We start from the raw sequence: 18,938 nt of genomic DNA on the forward strand, positions 1-18,938 counted from the left end.
GAGACGGTCGAGGGCCGGGCGGCCACCGTCGGCTCCCTGCGGCGGGACGACGGCGGGCTGCGGCGCTTCGTCACCTCCCTGTCCGAGGCCCACACGGCCGGGGTGGCCGTCGACTGGGCGGCCTACTACGCCGACACCGGCGCCCAGCGCGTCCCCCTTCCCACCTACGCCTTCCAGCGTCAACGGTTCTGGCAGGGCTCGGCGACGGGTTCCGGTGACGCGTCGGCCGCCGGGCAGCGCCGGGTGGAGCACCCGGTGCTGGCCGCCGCCGTGCCGGTCGGCGACCGCGACGAGTGGGTCTACACCGGGCGCATCTCCCAGGAGACGCAGCCCTGGACCCGCGACCACGAGGTCCTCGGCAGCGTCGTCGTGCCGGGCGTGGCCCTGGCCGAGATGGTCGTGACCGCCGGACGCCACCTCGACTGCGCCGTCCTCGACGAGCTGGTGCTCGCGGCACCGCTGCTGCTGGACGAGGACGCGACGGTGCGGGTGCAGGTGACCGTGGGGGCGGCCGGGGAGGACGGCCGCCGCGAGGTCGCCGTCTTCTCCGCTGCGGAGACGGCCGAGGAGGACGGGCCGGCCGAGCCCACGTGCCACGGGCGCGGCTGGCTGGCGCCGGAGTCCGAGCCCGCCTCCGTGCGGCGCGCCGCGTGGCAGGAGGTGTGGCCGCCCCAGGACGCGGAGCAGACCTCGGTGGACACGCTGTACGAGGGCATGGCCGATCTCGGCTACGACTACGGCCCGCTGTTCCAGTGCGTGCGGTCGGTGTGGCGTGCGCGCAACGAGGTGTACGCGGAGATCGCGCTCCCGGACGGTGCGGACGGCGGGGGCTTCCCCGTCCATCCCGGGCTCCTCGACGCCGCCATGCACGGCGGGCTGCTGGAGAAGGAGTCGGGGGACTCGGTCGTCCTGCCGTTCTCCTGGTCCGGAGTCCGCATCGGTTCGACTCCGGCCACCACGGCCCGGGTGCGGGTGGCCGGCACCGGGAAGTCCACCCTGCGCGTCGACGTCGTCGACGAACAGGGCGAGCCGGTCATGAGCATGGACCAGCTGGTGTTCCGGGCCGTGGACCCCGGGCAGCTCGACGGGACCCGGGGCGCCCACGCGAACGCGCTGTTCCAGCTCGCCTGGACCCCCGTCGAGACGACGCCGCGTCCGGCCGCCGTCGTCGTGCTCGGAACGGACCACCCGGACCTCGACGCCCTGGAACAGGCCCTCGCGGCCGGAGAGGCCGCCCCCGAGGCGGTCGTCGCCACCTTCGACAGCGACAGCGACAGCGATGGTGGAACCGGCGTGCGCGCGGTGGCGGCCGAGGCGCTGGCGCTCGTCCAACGGTGGCTGGCCGGCGAGCACTTCGCCGGTTCCCGGCTCGTCGTGGTCACCCGTGGCGGTGTCGCGGCCGGGGGCGCGGCCGAGTCGGCCGACCCGGCCCAGGCGGCGGTGTGCGGGCTGGTGCGCAGCGCGCAGTCCGAGCACCCGGGCCGCTTCGTCCTCGTGGACGTGGGCGGTGTGGCCGCCGGGGGCGGCGAGGCGCCCGACTGGGGCGCGCTGCTCGACCTGGACGAGTCCGAACTCGCCGTCCGGGAGGGCCGGGTGCTGGCCCCGCGCCTGGCCCGGCTGCCGGCCGTGCCGTCCGACGACGCGTGGCGGCTGTCGACCCGGCGGAAGGGCTCGCTGGAGGACATGGCCGTCGTGCCGTCCGACGGCGCCCGGCCGCTCGAAGCGGGGGAGGTGCGGATCGCGGTCCGTGCCGCGGGCCTGAACTTCCGGGACGTGCTGATCGCGCTCGGGATGTACCCGGGCGACGTGCCGCTGGGCAGCGAGGCGGCGGGCGTCGTCGTCGAGGTCGGCTCCGACGTGACGGACCTGGCGCCGGGTGAGCACGTGTTCGGCTGCGTGCTGGAGTCCTTCGGGCCCCTCGCGGTCGCGGATCGGCGGCTGATCACCACGATCCCGGCGGGCTGGACGTTCGCCCAGGCCGCCGCCGTGCCCGTCGCCCACCTCACGGCGTACTGCGCCCTCGTGGACCTCGCCGTGGTGCGTCCGGGCGAGAAGGTCCTCGTGCACGCCGCCGCCGGGGGTGTGGGGACGGCCGCCGTGCAACTGGCGCGGCATCTCGGGGCCGAGGTGTTCGCGACGGCGAGCCCGGCCAAGTGGGACGCCGTGCGCGCGCTGGGCGTGCCCGCCGACCGGATCGCCTCCTCGCGCGATCTCGGCTTCCGGCAGGCTTTCCTGGCGGCCACCGACGGCTCCGGGGTGGACGTCGTGGTGAACGCGCTCGCGGGCGAGTTCGTCGACGCGGGGCTGGATCTGCTGCCCCGTGGCGGTCGGTTCGTCGAGATGGGCAAGGCCGACCTCCGGGACGCGGGGACCGTGGCCCGGGAGCACGACGGCGTGCGGTACACGTCGTTCGACACCTTCGAGGCGGCCGGGATCGACCGCCTCCGGGAGATGCTGGCCGAGATCGTCGCGCTGTTCGAGCGCGGTGTGCTCACCCACGCGCCGGTGCGGACCTGGGACGTGCGCCGGGGCGAGGAGGCTTTCCGGTTCCTGCGCGAGGGCCACAACGTCGGCAAGGTGGTGCTCACCGTCCCGGCGCCGCTGGACCCGCACGGCACCGTGCTGATCACCGGTGGTACGAGTGGCCTGGGCGCCCTGTTCGCCCGGCACGCGGTGACCCGGCACGGTGCCCGCCACCTGCTGCTGGTCAGCCGCCGTGGGGCCGACGCCCCCGGGGTCGGCGCGCTCGTCGCCGAGCTGGAGGCGGAGGGCGCGAGCGTCCGGGCGGCGGCGTGCGACGTCGCGGACCGGGAGCAACTGGGCGCGCTGCTGGCCTCGGTGGACCGGCCGCTCACGGCGGTGATCCACAGTGCGGGCGTGCTCGACGACGGTGTGGTCGAGCAGCTGACCCCGGAGCAGGTGGACCGCGTCCTGCGGCCGAAGGTGGACGCCGCCCTGCATCTGCACGAACTGACCGCCGATGCCGATCTGTCGGCCTTCGTGCTGTTCTCGTCGGTCGCCGCCCTGATCGGCAGCCCCGGCCAGGCGAACTACGCGGCGGCCAACGCCGCCCTGGACGCCCTCGCCTCGGCCCGCCGTGCGGAGGGCCTGCCCGCCACCGCGCTCGCCTGGGGGCTGTGGGGTGACGCCACCGGCATGACCGGGGAGCTGGATCAGGCCGAACTCGCCCGGCTGGAGCGGATGGGCGTCACCGCGCTCACCGCCGAACGGGGACGGGAGCTGTTCGACCTGTCCCTCCGGGTGGACGCCGCGCTGCTGGCGCCCGTCACCCTGGACCCGTCCGTGCTGCGGGCCCAGGCGAGGGCGGGCACGCTGCCGCCGCTGCTGCGCGGCCTGGTACGGGCTCCGGCGCGGGCCGCCGACGGGGGCGGCTCGTGGAGCCGGCGGCTCGCGGGCGTTCCGGAGGCCGACCGCGAGCAGGTCGTGCTGGAGCTGGTGCTCGCACAGATCGCCTCCGTCCTCGGACACGCCTCCCCTGCGGCGATCGACGCCGAACGGGCCTTCCGTGAGCTGGGGTTCGACTCGCTCAGCGCGGTCGAGCTGCGCAACCGCCTCTCCCGGCTCACCGGACTGAAGCTGCCCGCCACGCTCGTGTTCGACCACCCGAACCCGGTGGCCGTCGCCCGGCTGCTGCTGGCCGAGATCGGCGGGAGCGTCGAGGAGACGCGCCCGGCGCGGCGGAGCCGTCCCACCCGGACGGACGCCGACGAGCCGCTGGCCGTCGTCGGCATGAGCTGCCGGTACCCCGGCGGCGTGACCTCGCCGGACGAGCTGTGGGAGCTGGTGGCCTCGGGCCGCGACGCGATGAGCCCGCTGCCCACCGATCGCGGCTGGGACCTGGAGCGGCTCTACGACCCGGACCCGGACCGGCCGGGCACCCTGTACACCCGCGCCGGAGGTTTCGTCGACGGGGTCGGTGCGTTCGACGCGGACTTCTTCGGGATCAGCCCGCGTGAGGCGCTCGCCATGGACCCGCAGCAGCGCCTGCTGCTGGAGGCGTCCTGGGAGGCGTTCGAGAACGCGGGGATCGACCCGACGACGCTGCGCGGCACCGACACGGGTGTGTTCTGCGGTGCGGTGAACTCCGGTTACGGGGCCTCCGTCCGCCCGGAGACCGACGGGTACCACCTGACGGGCACGACGACCAGCGTGGCCTCGGGCCGCGTCGCCTACAGCCTGGGCCTGGAGGGGCCGGCGGTGTCGGTGGACACGGCGTGCTCCTCTTCCCTGGTCGCGCTGCATCTGGCGGCGCAGGCGCTGCGGTCGGGCGAGTGCTCGATGGCGCTCGTCGGCGGGGTGTCCGTCATGGCGGCGCCGAACCTCCTGATCGACTTCAGCCGGCAGCGCGGTCTCGCCCCCGACGGTCGGTGCAAGGCCTACGGGGCCTCCGCCGACGGGACGGGCTTCTCGGACGGGCTGGGCCTGCTCGTCGTGGAGCGGCTCTCCGAGGCGCGGCGCCGGGGCCACCGGGTGCTGGCCGTGATCCGGGGCAGTGCCATCAACCAGGACGGTGCGAGCAACGGCCTGACGGCGCCGAACGGCCCCGCGCAGGAGCGCGTCATCCGCGCGGCACTGGCCAACGCCGACCTGCGGCCGGACGAGGTGGACACGGTCGAGGGGCACGGCACGGGCACCACGCTGGGCGACCCGATCGAGGCCCAGGCGCTGCTGGCCACCTACGGCCGGGAACGGGGGGACGCGCCGCTGTACCTGGGCTCGATCAAGTCGAACATCGGCCACAGCTCGGCCGCCGCCGGTGTCGCCGGGGTGATCAAGATGGTGCAGGCCATGCGGCACGGGACGCTCCCCGCGACGCTGCACGCGGACGAGCCCTCCCCGCACATCGACTGGCGGCCCGGCGCCGTCGAACTGCTGACCCAGGCGCGGGAGTGGAGTGCCACCGGCCGTCCGCGCCGTGCCGCCGTGTCGAGCTTCGGGGTCAGCGGCACCAACGCGCACGTGATCCTGGAGGAGGCGCCCGCCGAGGAGCCGGTCTCCGTCGAGGACGGGCGGGACGTGACGGGCGCGCCCAGCGGTGCGCTGCCGGTGGTCCTCTCCGCCCGCAACGACGAGGCCCTGTCCGCCCAGGCGGAGCGGCTGCGGGCGCATCTCCTCGCGCGGCCGGAACTGTCCGTCCCGGATGTGGCGTTCACGGCGGTGACGACGCGGGCCCTGCTGGAGCGCCGGGCCGTGGTGGTGGCCCGGGAGCGGGAGGAACTGCTGGCCGCCCTGGCGGGGGTGAGCTCCGGCGTCTCCCCGGTCGGTGGCCGGACGGCCTTCCTGTTCACCGGGCAGGGGTCGCAGCGGCCGGGCATGGGGCTGGAGTTGGCGGCCGTCTTCCCGGCGTTCGACCGGGCGCTGGACGCCGTGTGCGCCGAGCTGGACCCGCTGGTCGGCCGGTCGGTGCGGGAACTGCTGGCCGAGAGCGACGGGGCGCTGGACGCCACGGAGTTCACGCAGGTGGCGCTGTTCGCCGTCGAGGTCGCGATGTTCCGGCTGCTGGAGTCGCTCGGGGTGCGTCCGGACTACCTGATCGGCCACTCGGTCGGTGAGCTGGCCGCCGCCCACGCGGCGGGCGTGCTGTCGCTGCCCGACGCGTGCGCCCTGGTCGTCGCCCGGGGCCGGCTGATGGGCGCCCTGCCCACCGGCGGGGCGATGGTCGCGGTGGAGGCCACGGAGGCGGAGGTCGCGGAATCGCTGGCCGGGTTCGAGGGCCGCCTGGAGATCGCGGCCGTCAACGGGCCGCGCGCCGTGGTCGTCTCGGGGGACGAGGACGCCGCGCAGGAGTGGCTCCCGGCCTGGCGGGACCGCAGGACCTCGCGGCTGCGGGTGTCGCACGCCTTCCACTCCCCGCACATGGAGCCGATGCTCGCGGAGTTCCGCGCGGTGGCCGAGGGGCTGCGATACGCGGAGCCCAAGATTCCGGTCGTCTCCAACGTGACCGGTGAGCCGGTGTCCGCCGTCGACGCCGACTACTGGGTGCGGCACGTGCGGCAGGCCGTGCGGTTCCACGACGGTGTGCGGACGCTGCACGGGCTGGGCGTCCGCAGGTTCCTGGAGCTGGGGCCGGACGCGGTGCTCACCGCGATGGCCCGCCAGTGCCTGGACGCCGAGAGCACCGAGCACACCGAGGGGGCCGAACACACCGGGCACACCCGGAACACCGAGGAAGCCGAGGAAGCCGAGACGGTCCTCCTCCCCGCCCTGCGGGCCAAGCACTCCGAGGCGGAGACGTTCGCCGGCTTCCTGGGCCGCGCGCACGCCGCCGGGGTGCCGGTGGACTGGCACGCCTGCCTCCCGGGCGCCCGGCGCGTCGAGCTGCCGACCTACGCCTTCCAGCGCCGCCCCTACTGGCTCGCCCCCTCCGGCGGCCCCGGGGCCGGGGACGCGACCGCGTCCGGGCTCGGGACCGTCGACCACCCGATGCTCGTCGGCGCGGTGCGGGTCGGCGACCGGGACGAGTGGATGTTCACCGGCCGCCTCTCCACCGACACCCAGCCCTGGACGCGGGACCACGTCGTCCTCGGCGCCACGATCGTCCCCGGTACGGCCCTGGTCGAACTGGCCCTGGCCGCCGGGCGGCACGTGGAGACGCCGGTGCTGGACGAACTGGTGCTGGAGGCGCCGCTGCTGCTCGACCCGTCGGTGTCCCGGCAGCTCCAGGTCACCGTCGGTCCCGCCGGGGAGGACGGCCGCCGTGAGGTGGCGCTGTACTCCCGCCCGGAGCGCGGCTCGGACGACGAGCGGCCCGAGACGGTCTGCCACGGACGCGGACGGCTGGCGCCGGACGTCGGGCCCGCCCCGCAGTCGCAGCCGCAGTGGCAGACGGTGTGGCCGCCGCAGGACGCGCGCCCCGCCTCGGTGGAGGACCTGTACGACGGGATGGCCGATCTCGGCTACGCCTACGGCCCGATGTTCCACGGCGTGCGCGCGGTGTGGCGGGCCGGGGACCCGGCCGACGGCACCGTCTACGCCGAGGTGGCGCTGCCGGAGGACACCGGCGGCGAGGGGTGGGGCGTCCATCCCGCCCTGTTCGACGCCGCGATGCACGGCTCGCTGCTGGAGCAGGGAGCGGACGTCGCGGCCGTACTGCCGTTCTCCTGGACCGGGGTGCGCGTGGGCGAGACCGGACGCTCCCGGGTGCGGGCCCGCATCACCCCGGCCGGTGAGTCGGCGTTCCGCGTCGACATCACCGGGGAGCGGGGCGAGCCGGTGCTGACCATGGAGCGGCTGGTCATGCGCCCGGTCGAGGCCGGCCAGTTGGCGAACGCCCAGCGGGACGCGGCCCAGTCGCTCTTCGGCGTCGAGTGGACGCCGGTCTCCCCGGCGGCCTCGGCGGCGTCGCGGGACGTGCGGATCGCCGTCCTCGGGGAGCTGACGGCGCCCGGCGAGCGGTTCGCCGACCTCGCCGCCCTGGAGCGGGCGCTCGTCGACGGAGCCGCGGCCCCGGACCTCGTGCTCGCCACGGTCGACGGCGCCGCCCCGGGTGACGCGACCGCCGACGCGGCGCGCGCGAGCGCGGTCGCCGCGCTGGAGCTGGTGCGGCGGTGGCTCGCGAGCGAGCCGCTGCGCGCGGCGCGCCTCGTCGTGGCCACCCGCAACGCGGCGGCCGTGGACGGTGAGCCGGCCGAGGTCGCCCAGGGCGCGGTCTGGGGCCTGGTGCACAGCGCGCAGGCCGAGTACCCGGGCCGGTTGACGCTCGTGGACGTCGACGCGGCGGAGCCGGTGGCCGAGCCGGTGTGGACGTCGCTGGCCGGACTGGACGAGCCCCGTCTCGCAGTGCGCGGCGGCCGGGTGCTCGCGCCCCGGCTGGTGCGCGCGGCGGACCGGGGCACCGAGCCGTCCTTCGACCCCGACGGCACGGTGCTGATCACCGGTGGCACCGGTGGCCTCGGCGCGTTGGCCGCCCGGCACCTGGCGACGGCGCACGGGGCCCGGCGGCTGCTCCTGGTGAGCCGCCGCGGTCCGGCGGCCGAGGGCGCCGCCGACCTCGTCGCCGAGCTGGGCGCGGCGGGCTGCGACGCCCGGGTGCTCGCCTGCGACGTGTCGGACCGGGACGAGGTCGCCAAGCTGCTGGCCTCGCTGGACCGGCCGCTGACGATGGTCGTCCACACGGCCGGCGTGCTCGACGACGCGGTGGTCGACCAGCTCACCCCCGAGCAGGTCGAGCGCGTGATGCGGCCGAAGGTGGACGCCGCCCTCCACCTGCACGAACTGACGGCCGGGACGAACCTGTCGGCGTTCGTGCTGTTCTCCTCGGCGGCGGCGCTGATCGGCAGTCCGGGCCAGGCGAACTACGCGGCGGCCAACGCCGCACTCGACGCGCTCGCCGCCGCCCGGCGGGCCCGGGGCCTGCCCGCGACCTCGCTCGCCTGGGGTCTGTGGGCCGACTCCACCGGCATGACCGGGGACATGGACGAGGCCGCGCTGGCCCGGCTGGCCCGCATGGGCGTCGGCGCGATCTCCACGGAGCTCGGCCTCGCCCTGTTCGACCGGGCCCTGACGTCCGGGGCCGCGCTCCTCGCCCCGGTGCGGTTGGACCTGCCCACGCTGCGGGCCCAGGCGCGCGGCGGCATGCTGCCCGCGCTGATGCGCGGCCTCGTGCCGGTCAGCCGGCCCGGCGGCGGCTCGCTGGCGCAGCGGCTCGCCGGGGTTCCCGAGGCGAACCGGGCGCGCGTGGTGCTCGACGTCGTGCGGGCCCAGGTCGCCGCCGTCCTCGGCCACGCGTCGGCGGACGCCGTCGAACCCGGCCGGGCGTTCAAGGAGCTCGGGTTCGACTCGCTCAGCGCGGTCGAGCTGCGCAACGGGCTGGCCCAGGCCACCGGCGTCCGTCTGCCCGCCACCCTGGTGTTCGACCACCCGACCCCGGCCGCGATCGCCGACCATCTCGTCTCGGTCGTGGCGCCGGAGGCGGGGGCGGGGGCCTCCCCCTCGGAGGACGACGCCGTCCGCGCCCTGCTGGCCTCGATCCCCGTCGCCCGGCTGCGTCAGGCCGGACTGCTCGACACCCTGCGCTCCCTGGCCGACGACGCTCCCGACGCCGGTGCTCCGGCCGACGGAGCCGCCACCGTGTCGATCGACGACATGGACGCGGCGGACCTCGTCCGCATGGCCCGGGGCGACACCGCATGACCTCCTCCGACCGGAAGCACGCACCCGTGCGCAACGAGCCCGAACGTCCCGACCCGAAGGTGACGCCCCGGAGGCGTCCCGACACGAAGGTGAACGACTCATGACCATCGGACAGAACGAGCTCGTCGAGGCACTCCGGGACTCGCTCAAGGAAACCGAGCGCCTGCGGCAGGAGAACCAGCGCATCCGCGCCCAGGCCGCCGAGCCGCTGGCCATCGTCGGGATGAGCTGCCGCTATCCCGGCGGGGTGAGCTCCCCCGAGGACCTGTGGGAGCTGGTGGCCTCGGGCCGTGACGCCGTCTCGGACATGCCCGGCGACCGCGGCTGGGACGCCGAGCGGCTCTACGACCCGGACCCGGAGCAGCCCGGCAAGGTGACCACCCGGGGCGGCGGCTTCGTCGACGACGCGGCCGGGTTCGACGCCGAGTTCTTCGGCGTGAGCCCCCGCGAGGCCCTGGCGATGGACCCGCAGCAGCGGCTCATGCTCACGGCGGCCTGGGAGGGCCTGGAGAGCGCCGGCATCGACCCGACGTCCCTGCGCGGCAGCGACACCGGCGTCTTCTGCGGTGTGATCACCTCGGACTACGGTGACGCGTCGCCGGAGCTGGAGGGCTACCGGCTCACCGGCAAGTCGACGAGCGTGGTCTCCGGCCGCATCTCCTACAGCCTGGGCCTGGAGGGGCCGGCGGTGTCGGTGGACACGGCGTGCTCCTCGTCCCTGGTCGCGCTGCACCTGGCGGCGCAGGCGCTGCGTTCGGGCGAGTGCTCGATGGCTCTCGTCGGCGGGGTCACGGTCCTCGCGGGCCCGTTCCTGTTCCAGGAGTTCAGCCGGCAGCGGGGCCTGGCCCCGGACGGGCGCTGCAAGTCCTACGCGGCGACGGCCGACGGGACCGGGTTCTCCGACGGCGCCGGGCTGCTCGTGGTGGAGCGGCTCTCCGAGGCCCGCCGCAAGGGCCACCGCGTGCTGGCGGTGATCCGCGGCAGTGCGGTCAACCAGGACGGTGCGAGCAATGGCCTGACCGCGCCGAACGGCCCCGCGCAGGAGCGGGTCATCCGTGCGGCGCTGGCCAACGCGGGTCTCGCCCCCGCCGAGGTGGACACGGTCGAGGGGCACGGTACGGGCACGACGCTGGGCGACCCGATCGAGGCGCGGGCGCTGCTGGCCACCTACGGCCGCGAGCGGGAGGACGCGCCGCTGTACCTGGGCTCGATCAAGTCGAACATCGGCCACAGCTCCGCCGCCGCCGGTGTCGCCGGGGTGATCAAGATGGTGCAGGCCATGCGGCACGAGACGCTGCCGCGCACCCTGCACGTGGACGAGCCCTCCCCGCACATCGACTGGGAGTCCGGCGCCGTCGAGCTGCTGACCCAGGCGCGGGAGTGGCCCGCAGCGCAGCGTCCGCGCCGCGCGGGCGTGTCGTCGTTCGGGGTCAGCGGCACCAACGCGCACGTGATCCTGGAGGAGGCCCCCGCCGAGGACCGGGCCGAGACCGGGACGGGCCGACCGGCCGGTCCGGTGCCGGTGCTGGTGTCCGGCCGGGGCGAGGCCGGGCTGCGCGCCCAGGCGGAGCGGCTGCGCGCCCACCTCGCCGAGCGGCCCGAGACGAGCCCGGCCGACGTGGGCCTCACCACCGCCACCGCGCGGGCGCACCTGGAGAACCGCGCGGCCGTGGTGGCGTCCACCCGCGAGGAGCTGCTGACGGGCCTGGCCTCCCTGGCGGCGGGCGAGCCCGTCACCGCGGGGGCCGAGGGCCGCCCGGTCGGCGACACCACGGCCGTGCTCTTCACCGGCCAGGGCTCCCAGCGGGCCCGGATGGGCGCCGAACTCGCCGAGCGGCACCCCCGGTTCGCCGAGGCGCTGGACGAGGTCTGCGCCGAGCTGGACCCGCTGCTCGGCCGGTCGGTGCGGGAGCTGCTGGCCGCCGAGGAGGGCTCGGACGAGGCGGCGCTGCTGGACTCGACCGCGTTCACCCAGGTGTGCCTGTTCGCCGTCGAGGTCGCGCTGTACCGGCTGGCGGAGTCGTCCGGCATCCGCCCGGACTACCTCATCGGCCACTCGGTGGGCGAGATCGTCGCCGCCCATGTCGCGGACGTGCTGTCGCTGAAGGACGCCTGCGCCCTGGTGGTCGCGCGCGGCCGGCTGATGGGCGCGCTGCCCGCCGGTGGGGCGATGGTGGCCGTCCAGGCCGAGGAGGCCGAGGTCGCCGAGTCCCTGGCCGGCTTCGAGGGCCGGCTCGACCTGGCGGCCGTGAACGGCCCCCGGGCCGTCGTGGTCTCCGGCGACGCGGACGCCGTCGAGGAGTGGCTGCCGCGCTGGGACGGGCGCCGGACGACGCGGCTGCGGGTGTCGCACGCGTTCCACTCGCCGCGCATGGAGCCCATGCTCGCGGAGTTCCGCGCGGTCGCCGAGGGGCTGCGGTTCGCCGAGCCGCGCATCCCGATCGTCTCCAACGTGTCCGGGAAGCCGGTGTCCTCGGAGATGTCCGACGCCGACTACTGGGTGACGCACGTGCGGCAGGCCGTCCGGTTCGCCGACGGCGTGCGGACCCTGCACGACCTGGGCGTCCGCCGCTTCCTGGAGCTCGGCCCCGACGCCGTCCTGACGGCGATGGCGCGGCTGTGCGTCGGCGGCGACTCCGACGCCGTGTTCGCCTCCGCGCTGCGGGCCGAGCACTCCGAGGCGCAGACCTTCGCCGGGTTCCTGGGCGCGGCCCACGTCGCCGGGGTGCCCGTCGACTGGTCCGCCTTCTACGCGGGGACCGACGCCCGGCGCGTCGACCTGCCGACCTACGCCTTCCGGGCCGAGCGGTACTGGCAGTCCGGCGGTGGCTCCGGTGACGCGGCGGCGGCCGGCCTGGGCGCGGTCGAGCACGCGATCCTGGCCGGCGGGGCGCAGGTGGGTGACCGGGACGAGTGGCTGTTCACCGGCCGCGTCGGAACCGACACCCACCCCTGGACGCGCGACCACGTCGTGCTCGGCACGACGATCATCCCCGGCACGGGCCTCGTCGAGCTGGCCATGGCCGCCGGCCGCGAGGTCGACTGCCCGGTCCTGGCCGACCTCGTCCTGGAGGCCCCGATGGCCTTCGCGGAGGGCGTGCCGCGGCTGGTGCGGGTCGCCGTCGGCCCGGCCGGTGCGGAGGGACGCCGTGAGGTCGCCGTGTACTCGCGGCCCGAGTTCGGCAGCGACGACGAGGCACCGGAGGTGACCTGTCACGCCCGTGGACACCTCGCCCCCGACGGGCCCGACGCGCCCGCCGCGCCGGGTCAGTGGCCCCCGGCCGCCGAGGCCGTGTCCGCCGACGCGCTGTACGCGCTGCTCACCGACATCGGCTTCGACTACGGGCCCACCTTCCGGAACGTCCGCGCGGTGTGGCGTGCGGGCGAGGAGTTCTACGCCGAGGTGGCGCTCGCCGACGACGCGTCGGGCACCGGCTTCGGCATCCACCCCGCACTGTTCGACGCCACCCTGCACGGCGGCATGCTGGACGTGCGCCCCGGCGACCCGGTGGGCCTGCCCTTCTCCTGGTCGGGCGTCCGGCTCGGGCGGAGCGGCGCGACGCGCGGCCGGGTGCGGATCGCCCCGGCCGGTGAGTCGGCGGTGAGCGTCACCGTCACCTCCGAGACCGGCGAGCCCGTGGTGAGCGTGGCCAAGCTGGCCGTCCGCCCCGTGGATCCGGCGCAGCTCGGCGGCGGGCGCGGCGGTGCCCAGCGCTCGCTGTACCAGGTGGAGTGGGCCACCGTCCCGGCCACCGAGCAGCGGGAGGTCCGGCTCGCTGTCCTCGGCGACCTGCCGATGTCGGGCGAGCGGTTCGCGAACGTCTACGCGCTCGAGGACGAGATCGCCATGAGCGCCAAGGCGCCCGACCTCGCGCTCGCCTCGGTCGCGACGCCGGTCGGCGACGTGGACGCGGCGGCGCGCGGCGCCGCGGCGGCGGCGCTGGAGCTGGTGCAGCAGTGGCTGGTCAGCGAATGGCTCGTGGACGCCCGCCTGGTCGTCGTGACGCGCGGCGCGGTCGCCGTCGGCGACGAGACGCCGGACGTCGCGCAGGCGGCGGTCTGGGGTCTGGTGCACAGCGCCCAGTCCGAGCACCCCGGGCGCTTCCTGCTCGTGGACCTGGACGGCGACGAGGAGCCGGACTGGGGCGCGCTGAGCGCCCTCGACGAGCCGCAGGTCGTCGTGCGCGACGGGCGGTTCCTGGCCCCGCGCCTCGGCCGGGCCGGCGCGCTCCCCGAGGGCCCGTGGAAGCTGTCGGTCGGACGCAAGGGCTCGCTGGACGACCTCGCGATCCTGCCGTCGGACGCCGGCCGCCCGCTCGCCCCGGGCGAGGTGCGGATCGCGGTCCGCGCGGCGGGGCTGAACTTCCGCGACGTGCTGATCGCGCTCGGCATGTACCCCGGTGAGGCGGAGATGGGCACCGAGGCCGCCGGCATCGTCCTGGAGACGGGCGCCGAGGTCACCGACCTGGCGCCGGGGGACCGCGTGTTCGGCCTGGTCGGCGACTCGTTCGGCCCCTTCGCGGTGGTGGACCGCCGGATGGTGGCCCCGATGCCCGAGGAGTGGTCGTTCACCGAGGCGGCCTCCGTGCCGGTGGTGTACCTGACCGCCTACTACGGGCTCGTCCACCTCGCCGGGCTGAAGGCGGGCGAGCGGGTGCTCGTCCACGCCGCCGCCGGCGGCGTCGGCATGGCGGCCGTGCAGATCGCCCGCCACCTGGGGGCGGAGGTCTTCGCGACCGCGAGCCGGCCGAAGTGGCACGCGGTGCAGGGCCTGGGCGTCCCGGAGGAGCGGATCTCCTCCTCGCGCGACCTCGGCTACCGGGAGGCGTTCCTGGAGGCCACCGACGGCGCCGGCATGGACGTCGTCCTCAACTCGCTCGCCGGTGAGTTCGTCGACGCCTCCCTGGACCTGCTGCCGCGCGGCGGCCGGTTCGTCGAGATGGGCAAGGCCGACATCCGCGACCCGGAGACCGTGGCGGGCGACCACCCGGACGTGCGCTACCGGTCCTTCGACCTGATGGAGTCGGGCCCGGACCGGCTCCAGGAGATGCTGCGCGAACTGGTCGGCCTGTTCGACCACGGGGTGCTGAAGCTCTCGCCGGTCCGCGCGTGGGACGTGCGGCAGAGCCAGGACGCGTTCCGCTTCCTGCGCGAGGGCCGCAACATCGGCAAGGTGGTGCTGACGGTTCCGGCGGCGCCGGACCTGAAGGGGCACGTCCTCGTCACCGGCGGTACCGGCGGTCTGGGCGCCGAGGTGGCCCGGCACCTGGCCGGGCGGCACGGCGTCGAGAAGCTGCTGCTGGTCAGCCGCCGCGGCCCGGCGGCCGACGGCGCGCCGGAGCTGACCGCCGAACTGGAGGCGCTCGGCGCCTCGGTGCGGATCGCGGCCTGTGACGTCTCCGACCGGGACCGGCTGGCGGACCTCCTCGGATCGCTGGAGGAGCCGCTCGACGCCGTCGTCCACGCGGCCGGCCTGCTCGACGACGGCGTGGTCGAGTCGATGACGCCGGACCAGGTGAACCGGGTGATGGCGCCCAAGGCGGACGCGGCGTGGCACCTGCACGAGCTGACCTCCGCCATGGACCTGTCGGCGTTCGTGCTGTTCTCCTCCGTGGCCTCCCTCATCGGCAGCCCCGGACAGGCCAACTACGCCGCCGCCAACGCCTCCCTCGACGCCCTCGCCGCACTGCGGCACGCGCAGGGCCTCCCGGCCGTCTCGCTGGCCTGGGGCCTGTGGGCGAGCGAGGCCGGGATGGCCGGGCAGCTCGACGAGACCGACCTCGCGCGGCTCCAGCGGATGGGCGTCCGTCCGCTCTCCGCCGAACTCGGACTGGACCTCTTCGACCAGGCGCTCGCCCTGGACCTGCCGCTGCTCGCGCCGGTGAAGCTGGACCCGCCCGCGCTGCGCGGTCAGGCGGCGGCCGGGATGCTGCCGCCGCTGCTGCGCGGTCTCGTGCGGGCCCCCGCGCAGGGGCCGGAGGCCGGGGAGTCCCTGGCCGTTCGGCTCGCGGGCGTGGCCGAGGCCGACCGGGAGACGCTGGTCCTCGACCTGGTGCGGACGCAGGTCGCCGCCGTCCTCGGGCACGACGCGGCAGAGGCCGTCGAGCCGGAGCGCCCGTTGCAGGAGTACGGCTTCGACTCCCTGAGCGCCGTCGAGCTGAGCAACCGGCTCAGCCGGGTCACCGGCATGCCGATGGAACCCACCCTCGTGTTCGACCACCCGTCGGCCCTGGCCATCACCGGGCAGCTGCTGTCGCTCGCCGGGGCGGAGGAGGTCGCGCAGGCGCCGGAAGCGGCACCGCAGGCGCCGCACACGCCGCAGACGCCTGCCGAGACGCCGGAGGACGCCGAGATCCGCGCGCTGCTGACGGCCATCCCGATCGACGAGCTGCGCGAGGCGGGTCTGCTCGACAGGCTCCGCGACCTGGCAGCCGCCCACACCCAGCGGTAGTCCGAGCCACGAAAGGGATGAGAGAAGCCATGAGCACTGTCAACACACCCGCGCGGGAGGCCGTCCCCGCCACCTCCCTGCCGGGGCCGCGTTCCCCGATGCTCTACCAGGGGCTGAAGCTCTTCCGCGACCCCGCGTCGTTCATGCGCACGTGCCGCGAGCGGTACGGCAAGCGCTTCGAGCTGAAGATCATGCCCAAGGGCAGCACGATCTACGTGATCTCCGACCCGGACGAGGTGAAGGCGATGTTCCTCGCCCCGCGCACCGTCCTGCACACCGGGAACGGCAGCGCGGCGCTGGAGAAGTTCATCGGGCAGACGGGACTGGCCTGGCTGGACGAGGAGGAGCACAAGGCGCGGCGCAAGCAGATCCTGCCCAGCATCAAGGGCGACGCGCACAAGCGCATCGAGGCGTCGGTCGGCGAGATGGCCGAGCGCATCGTGGCCACCTGGCCGCGCGGCGAGGTCGTCGCGCTGTACCCGTACATCCACCGGTTCACCATCCAGGTGATCCGCGAGGTCGTCTTCGGCAAGGCCGTGCCGTCCTGCTGGGACGAGCTGTTCGAGGTGGTCTGGGACATGCTGAGTCTCAACCGCCGCATCTCGTCCATGATCGAGACGCACACGATGTCGCCGTTCGCGGTGAAGGTGCTGCGGGCCGTCCGGCCCCTGGGGCTCGACCGCTTCTTCAAGAACCGGGCCCGCGCGGACGCGCTGATCGCCCAGGCCGTGCGCGAGCGCATGGACTCCGGCGAGTTCGGTGACGACATGCTCTCCGTGATGCTCGGGATCACCCGTGAGGACGGCTCCCCGCTCAGCGCGGTCGAGCTGCGCGACGAGATCATGACCATGTTCCTCGCCGGCACCGAGACCACCTCGGCCGCGATCTGCTGGGCCCTGGAGTGCCTGAGCCGGGAACCGGCCGCGCTGGAGAAGCTGGTGGCGGAGATCGACGCGGGTCAGAGCGACACCTATCTGACCGGGACGGTCCACGAGGTGCTGCGCATGTACCCGCCGACCCCGCAGATCATCCCCCGCGAGGTGATGAAGCCCATCGAGATCGGCGGCGTGCGCTACGAGCCGGGCGCCCACCTGTGGGCGAGCGGCTACCTGGTCCACCACGACCCGGAGATCTACCCGGAGCCCGACCGGTTCCGGCCCGAGCGCTGGGAGGGCGTCAAGCCCAGCGCGCACACCTGGATCCCGTTCGGCGGCGGCCACACCCGGTGCCTGGGCGACCGGATCGCGATCCTGGAGATGAAGGCCGTCCTGCGCGAGGTGCTGTCCACCTGCGCACTGCACCGCGAGGACATGAAGCCGGAGGGGCCGCGCAGCCGCACCGTCACCATGACGACGCGCCAGGGCACCCGGCTGGCGCTGCGGCCCCGCGCGGACCGCGCCGACCGTGCCGACCTGGCCGGGCACCCGGCCGGCTGATCCGGCGACAGACGAGGAGAAAGGCCCCCACATGCGGCTCCCCAGCAGCGCCCACACCGAACAGCCCTGGCGCATCCACGAGTTCACCGGCGACTTCGAGCTGGAGGACGTGTGGGCGCTGCCCACCCCGGGCGGCCCGGACGACCTCGACCGGCTGGTGCGGCAGTTCACGTCGGACGATGACGACGAGATCTCCGACGTCGCCGTGCGCACCCTCTTCGCGATCCGCTGGCGGCTCGGGAAGCTGTTCGGCTGGGACCGGCGGGAGACGGGCGTGGGCAGCCGGGTGGGCTCGCTGCGGGACCGGTTGCCGGAGGACCTCCGCGCCGGCCCGCGCGGCCCCGACCTGAAGGTCGTCCCCTTCTCCTCGGTCTACCAGACCGACCGGGAGTGGACCGCCGAGCTCGCCAACCGCACGGTGCACGCGCTCCTGCACATCGGGTGGGTCCAGGACGGGGACGGCGGTTACCACGGCCAGATGGCGGCCCTCGTCAAGCCCAACGGCGCCTTCGGAAAGGTCTACATGACCGGCATCAAGCCCATCCGTCGGACCGTGGTCTACCCGCAGCTCATCCGCTCGATCGGGCGCAACTGGCCCAAGTACCGCTGAGCACCGCCCGCCCCACCCACCAGCACGACGAACCAGCAACGAGAATGCACGAGGTTTACCAACGATGACTTCCCTGGCCGGCTGGAACTTCACCAAGTTCGCCGAAGGCATCCGGGCGCTCGGTATCAGCGGCCCGCCGGTGTCCGGCATCCTTCCGGGCGCGCAGCACGGCACCGACGAGCTGATGACGAACTTCGCCTCGGTCAACTTCCTCGACCTCCAGCGCCGCGAGGACGTCATGGACGTCCTCGTCGACGCCACCCGGCAGTACGGCCTGGGCAGCGGCGGCTCGCGCATCGTGCAGGGCGTCACGCCGCCGCACCTCGACATGGAGGAGACGGTCGCCGCCTACCTGGGCAAGGAGGCCGCCATCAGCTTCGCGACGGGCACCGTCGCGAACATCGGCTTCATCAACGCCCTGGCCAACACCCAGTCGTTCATGCCGGGCCTGGCGATGGTCAACCGGGACACCGTCTTCGTCTACGACCGGGACGCGCACTGGTCCCTGTGGAAGGCGGCCGAGGGCCTCAAGTTCGGCGAACGCCTCTTCTCCTTCCGCCACAACGACGTGGAGAGCCTGGAGGAGGTCCTCAAGGAGCAGCAGGGCAAGCGCGTCGTCGTGGTCCTGGAGTCCGTGTTCTCCATCGACGGCACCGTCGCCCCGCTCCACGAGATGGTCGAGGTGTGCCGGCGGTACGGCGCCCTGTCGTTCGTCGACGACGCCAACGGCTTCCTCGTCTACGGCCCGGAGCACCGCAAGTTCGCCCGGGAGTACGAGGGCCTGCGGCAGGCCGACTTCGTCATGGTCTCGATGAAGAAGGCCGTCGGACTCGAAGGCGGTCTGGTCGCCGGGCCCCGTGACGCCATCCAGGCGTTCGAACTCCTCTCCGGCACCGGCTCCTTCACCGCCGGCATGTCCGCCCCGGCGGCGGCCGGCACCGCCTACATCACCCGGCTGCTCTCCGAGAAGGAGCCGCAGATCGTCGACGACTACCTGGAGAAGGTGGCGAACTTCCGGATGAAGCTGCTCGACGCCGAGCTGCCGATCACCGAGACCGAGACCTGCTTCAGCTCCGTCATCATCGGCGACGAGCGCAAGTGCGTCGAGGTCTACGGGGCCTTCCTGGAGCACGGCATCCGGGTCCCGCCCTACCTGTACCCCGCCGCGCGGCGCGGCCAGGCGGTGCTGCGCATCATCGTCAACGCGGCGCACACCGAGGAGCAGATGGACCACCTGGTCGAGGTGGCCACGAAGCTGCGGGCGCAGGGCCTCTTCTGACCGTCGTCC

Annotated in this window: 4 protein-coding genes and 1 pseudogene; all 5 read left to right on the forward strand. The window is 74.7% G+C overall.

Annotation, left to right across the window (positions count from 1 at the left end):
* Positions 1-102: 102 nt before the first annotated feature.
* The 5 genes and pseudogenes from IF129_RS26760 (at position 103) to IF129_RS14815 (ending at position 18,929) form a co-directional block, all read left to right on the forward strand.
* The gene (locus IF129_RS26760; RefSeq protein WP_318153750.1) at positions 103-9,153 is read left to right on the forward strand and encodes an SDR family NAD(P)-dependent oxidoreductase; all 9,051 of its coding nucleotides are present in this window, start codon (positions 103-105) and stop codon (positions 9,151-9,153) included.
* Positions 9,154-9,298: 145 nt separating this feature from the next.
* Positions 9,299-15,379: pseudogene (locus tag IF129_RS14800) on the forward strand (type I polyketide synthase); the annotation flags it as partial.
* 254 nt (positions 15,380-15,633) lie between these two features.
* Positions 15,634-17,040: a cytochrome P450 gene (locus tag IF129_RS14805; protein WP_191210125.1), complete on the forward strand. Its 1,407-nt coding sequence runs from the start codon at positions 15,634-15,636 to the stop codon at positions 17,038-17,040.
* A 31-nt stretch (positions 17,041-17,071) separates the two neighbouring features.
* Positions 17,072-17,650, forward strand: a complete 579-nt coding sequence (locus tag IF129_RS14810; protein ID WP_191210126.1) for a DUF2867 domain-containing protein — start codon at positions 17,072-17,074, stop codon at positions 17,648-17,650.
* 64 nt (positions 17,651-17,714) lie between these two features.
* Positions 17,715-18,929, forward strand: a complete 1,215-nt coding sequence (locus IF129_RS14815) for an aminotransferase class I/II-fold pyridoxal phosphate-dependent enzyme (RefSeq protein ID WP_191210127.1) — start codon at positions 17,715-17,717, stop codon at positions 18,927-18,929.
* Positions 18,930-18,938 lie beyond the last annotated feature (9 nt).

This window comes from Streptomyces chumphonensis (genome assembly GCF_014779715.1).
Lineage (GTDB): Bacteria > Actinomycetota > Actinomycetes > Streptomycetales > Streptomycetaceae > Streptomyces > Streptomyces chumphonensis.

Excerpts from the sequence above, each read along its gene's own strand:
- IF129_RS14805 (WP_191210125.1), top strand. The coding sequence starts at position 15,634 with ATGAGCACTGTCAACACACCCGCGCGGGAGGCCGTCCCCGCCACCTCC.
- IF129_RS14810 (WP_191210126.1), top strand. The coding sequence starts at position 17,072 with ATGCGGCTCCCCAGCAGCGCCCACACCGAACAGCCCTGGCGCATCCAC.
- IF129_RS14815 (WP_191210127.1), top strand. The coding sequence starts at position 17,715 with ATGACTTCCCTGGCCGGCTGGAACTTCACCAAGTTCGCCGAAGGCATC.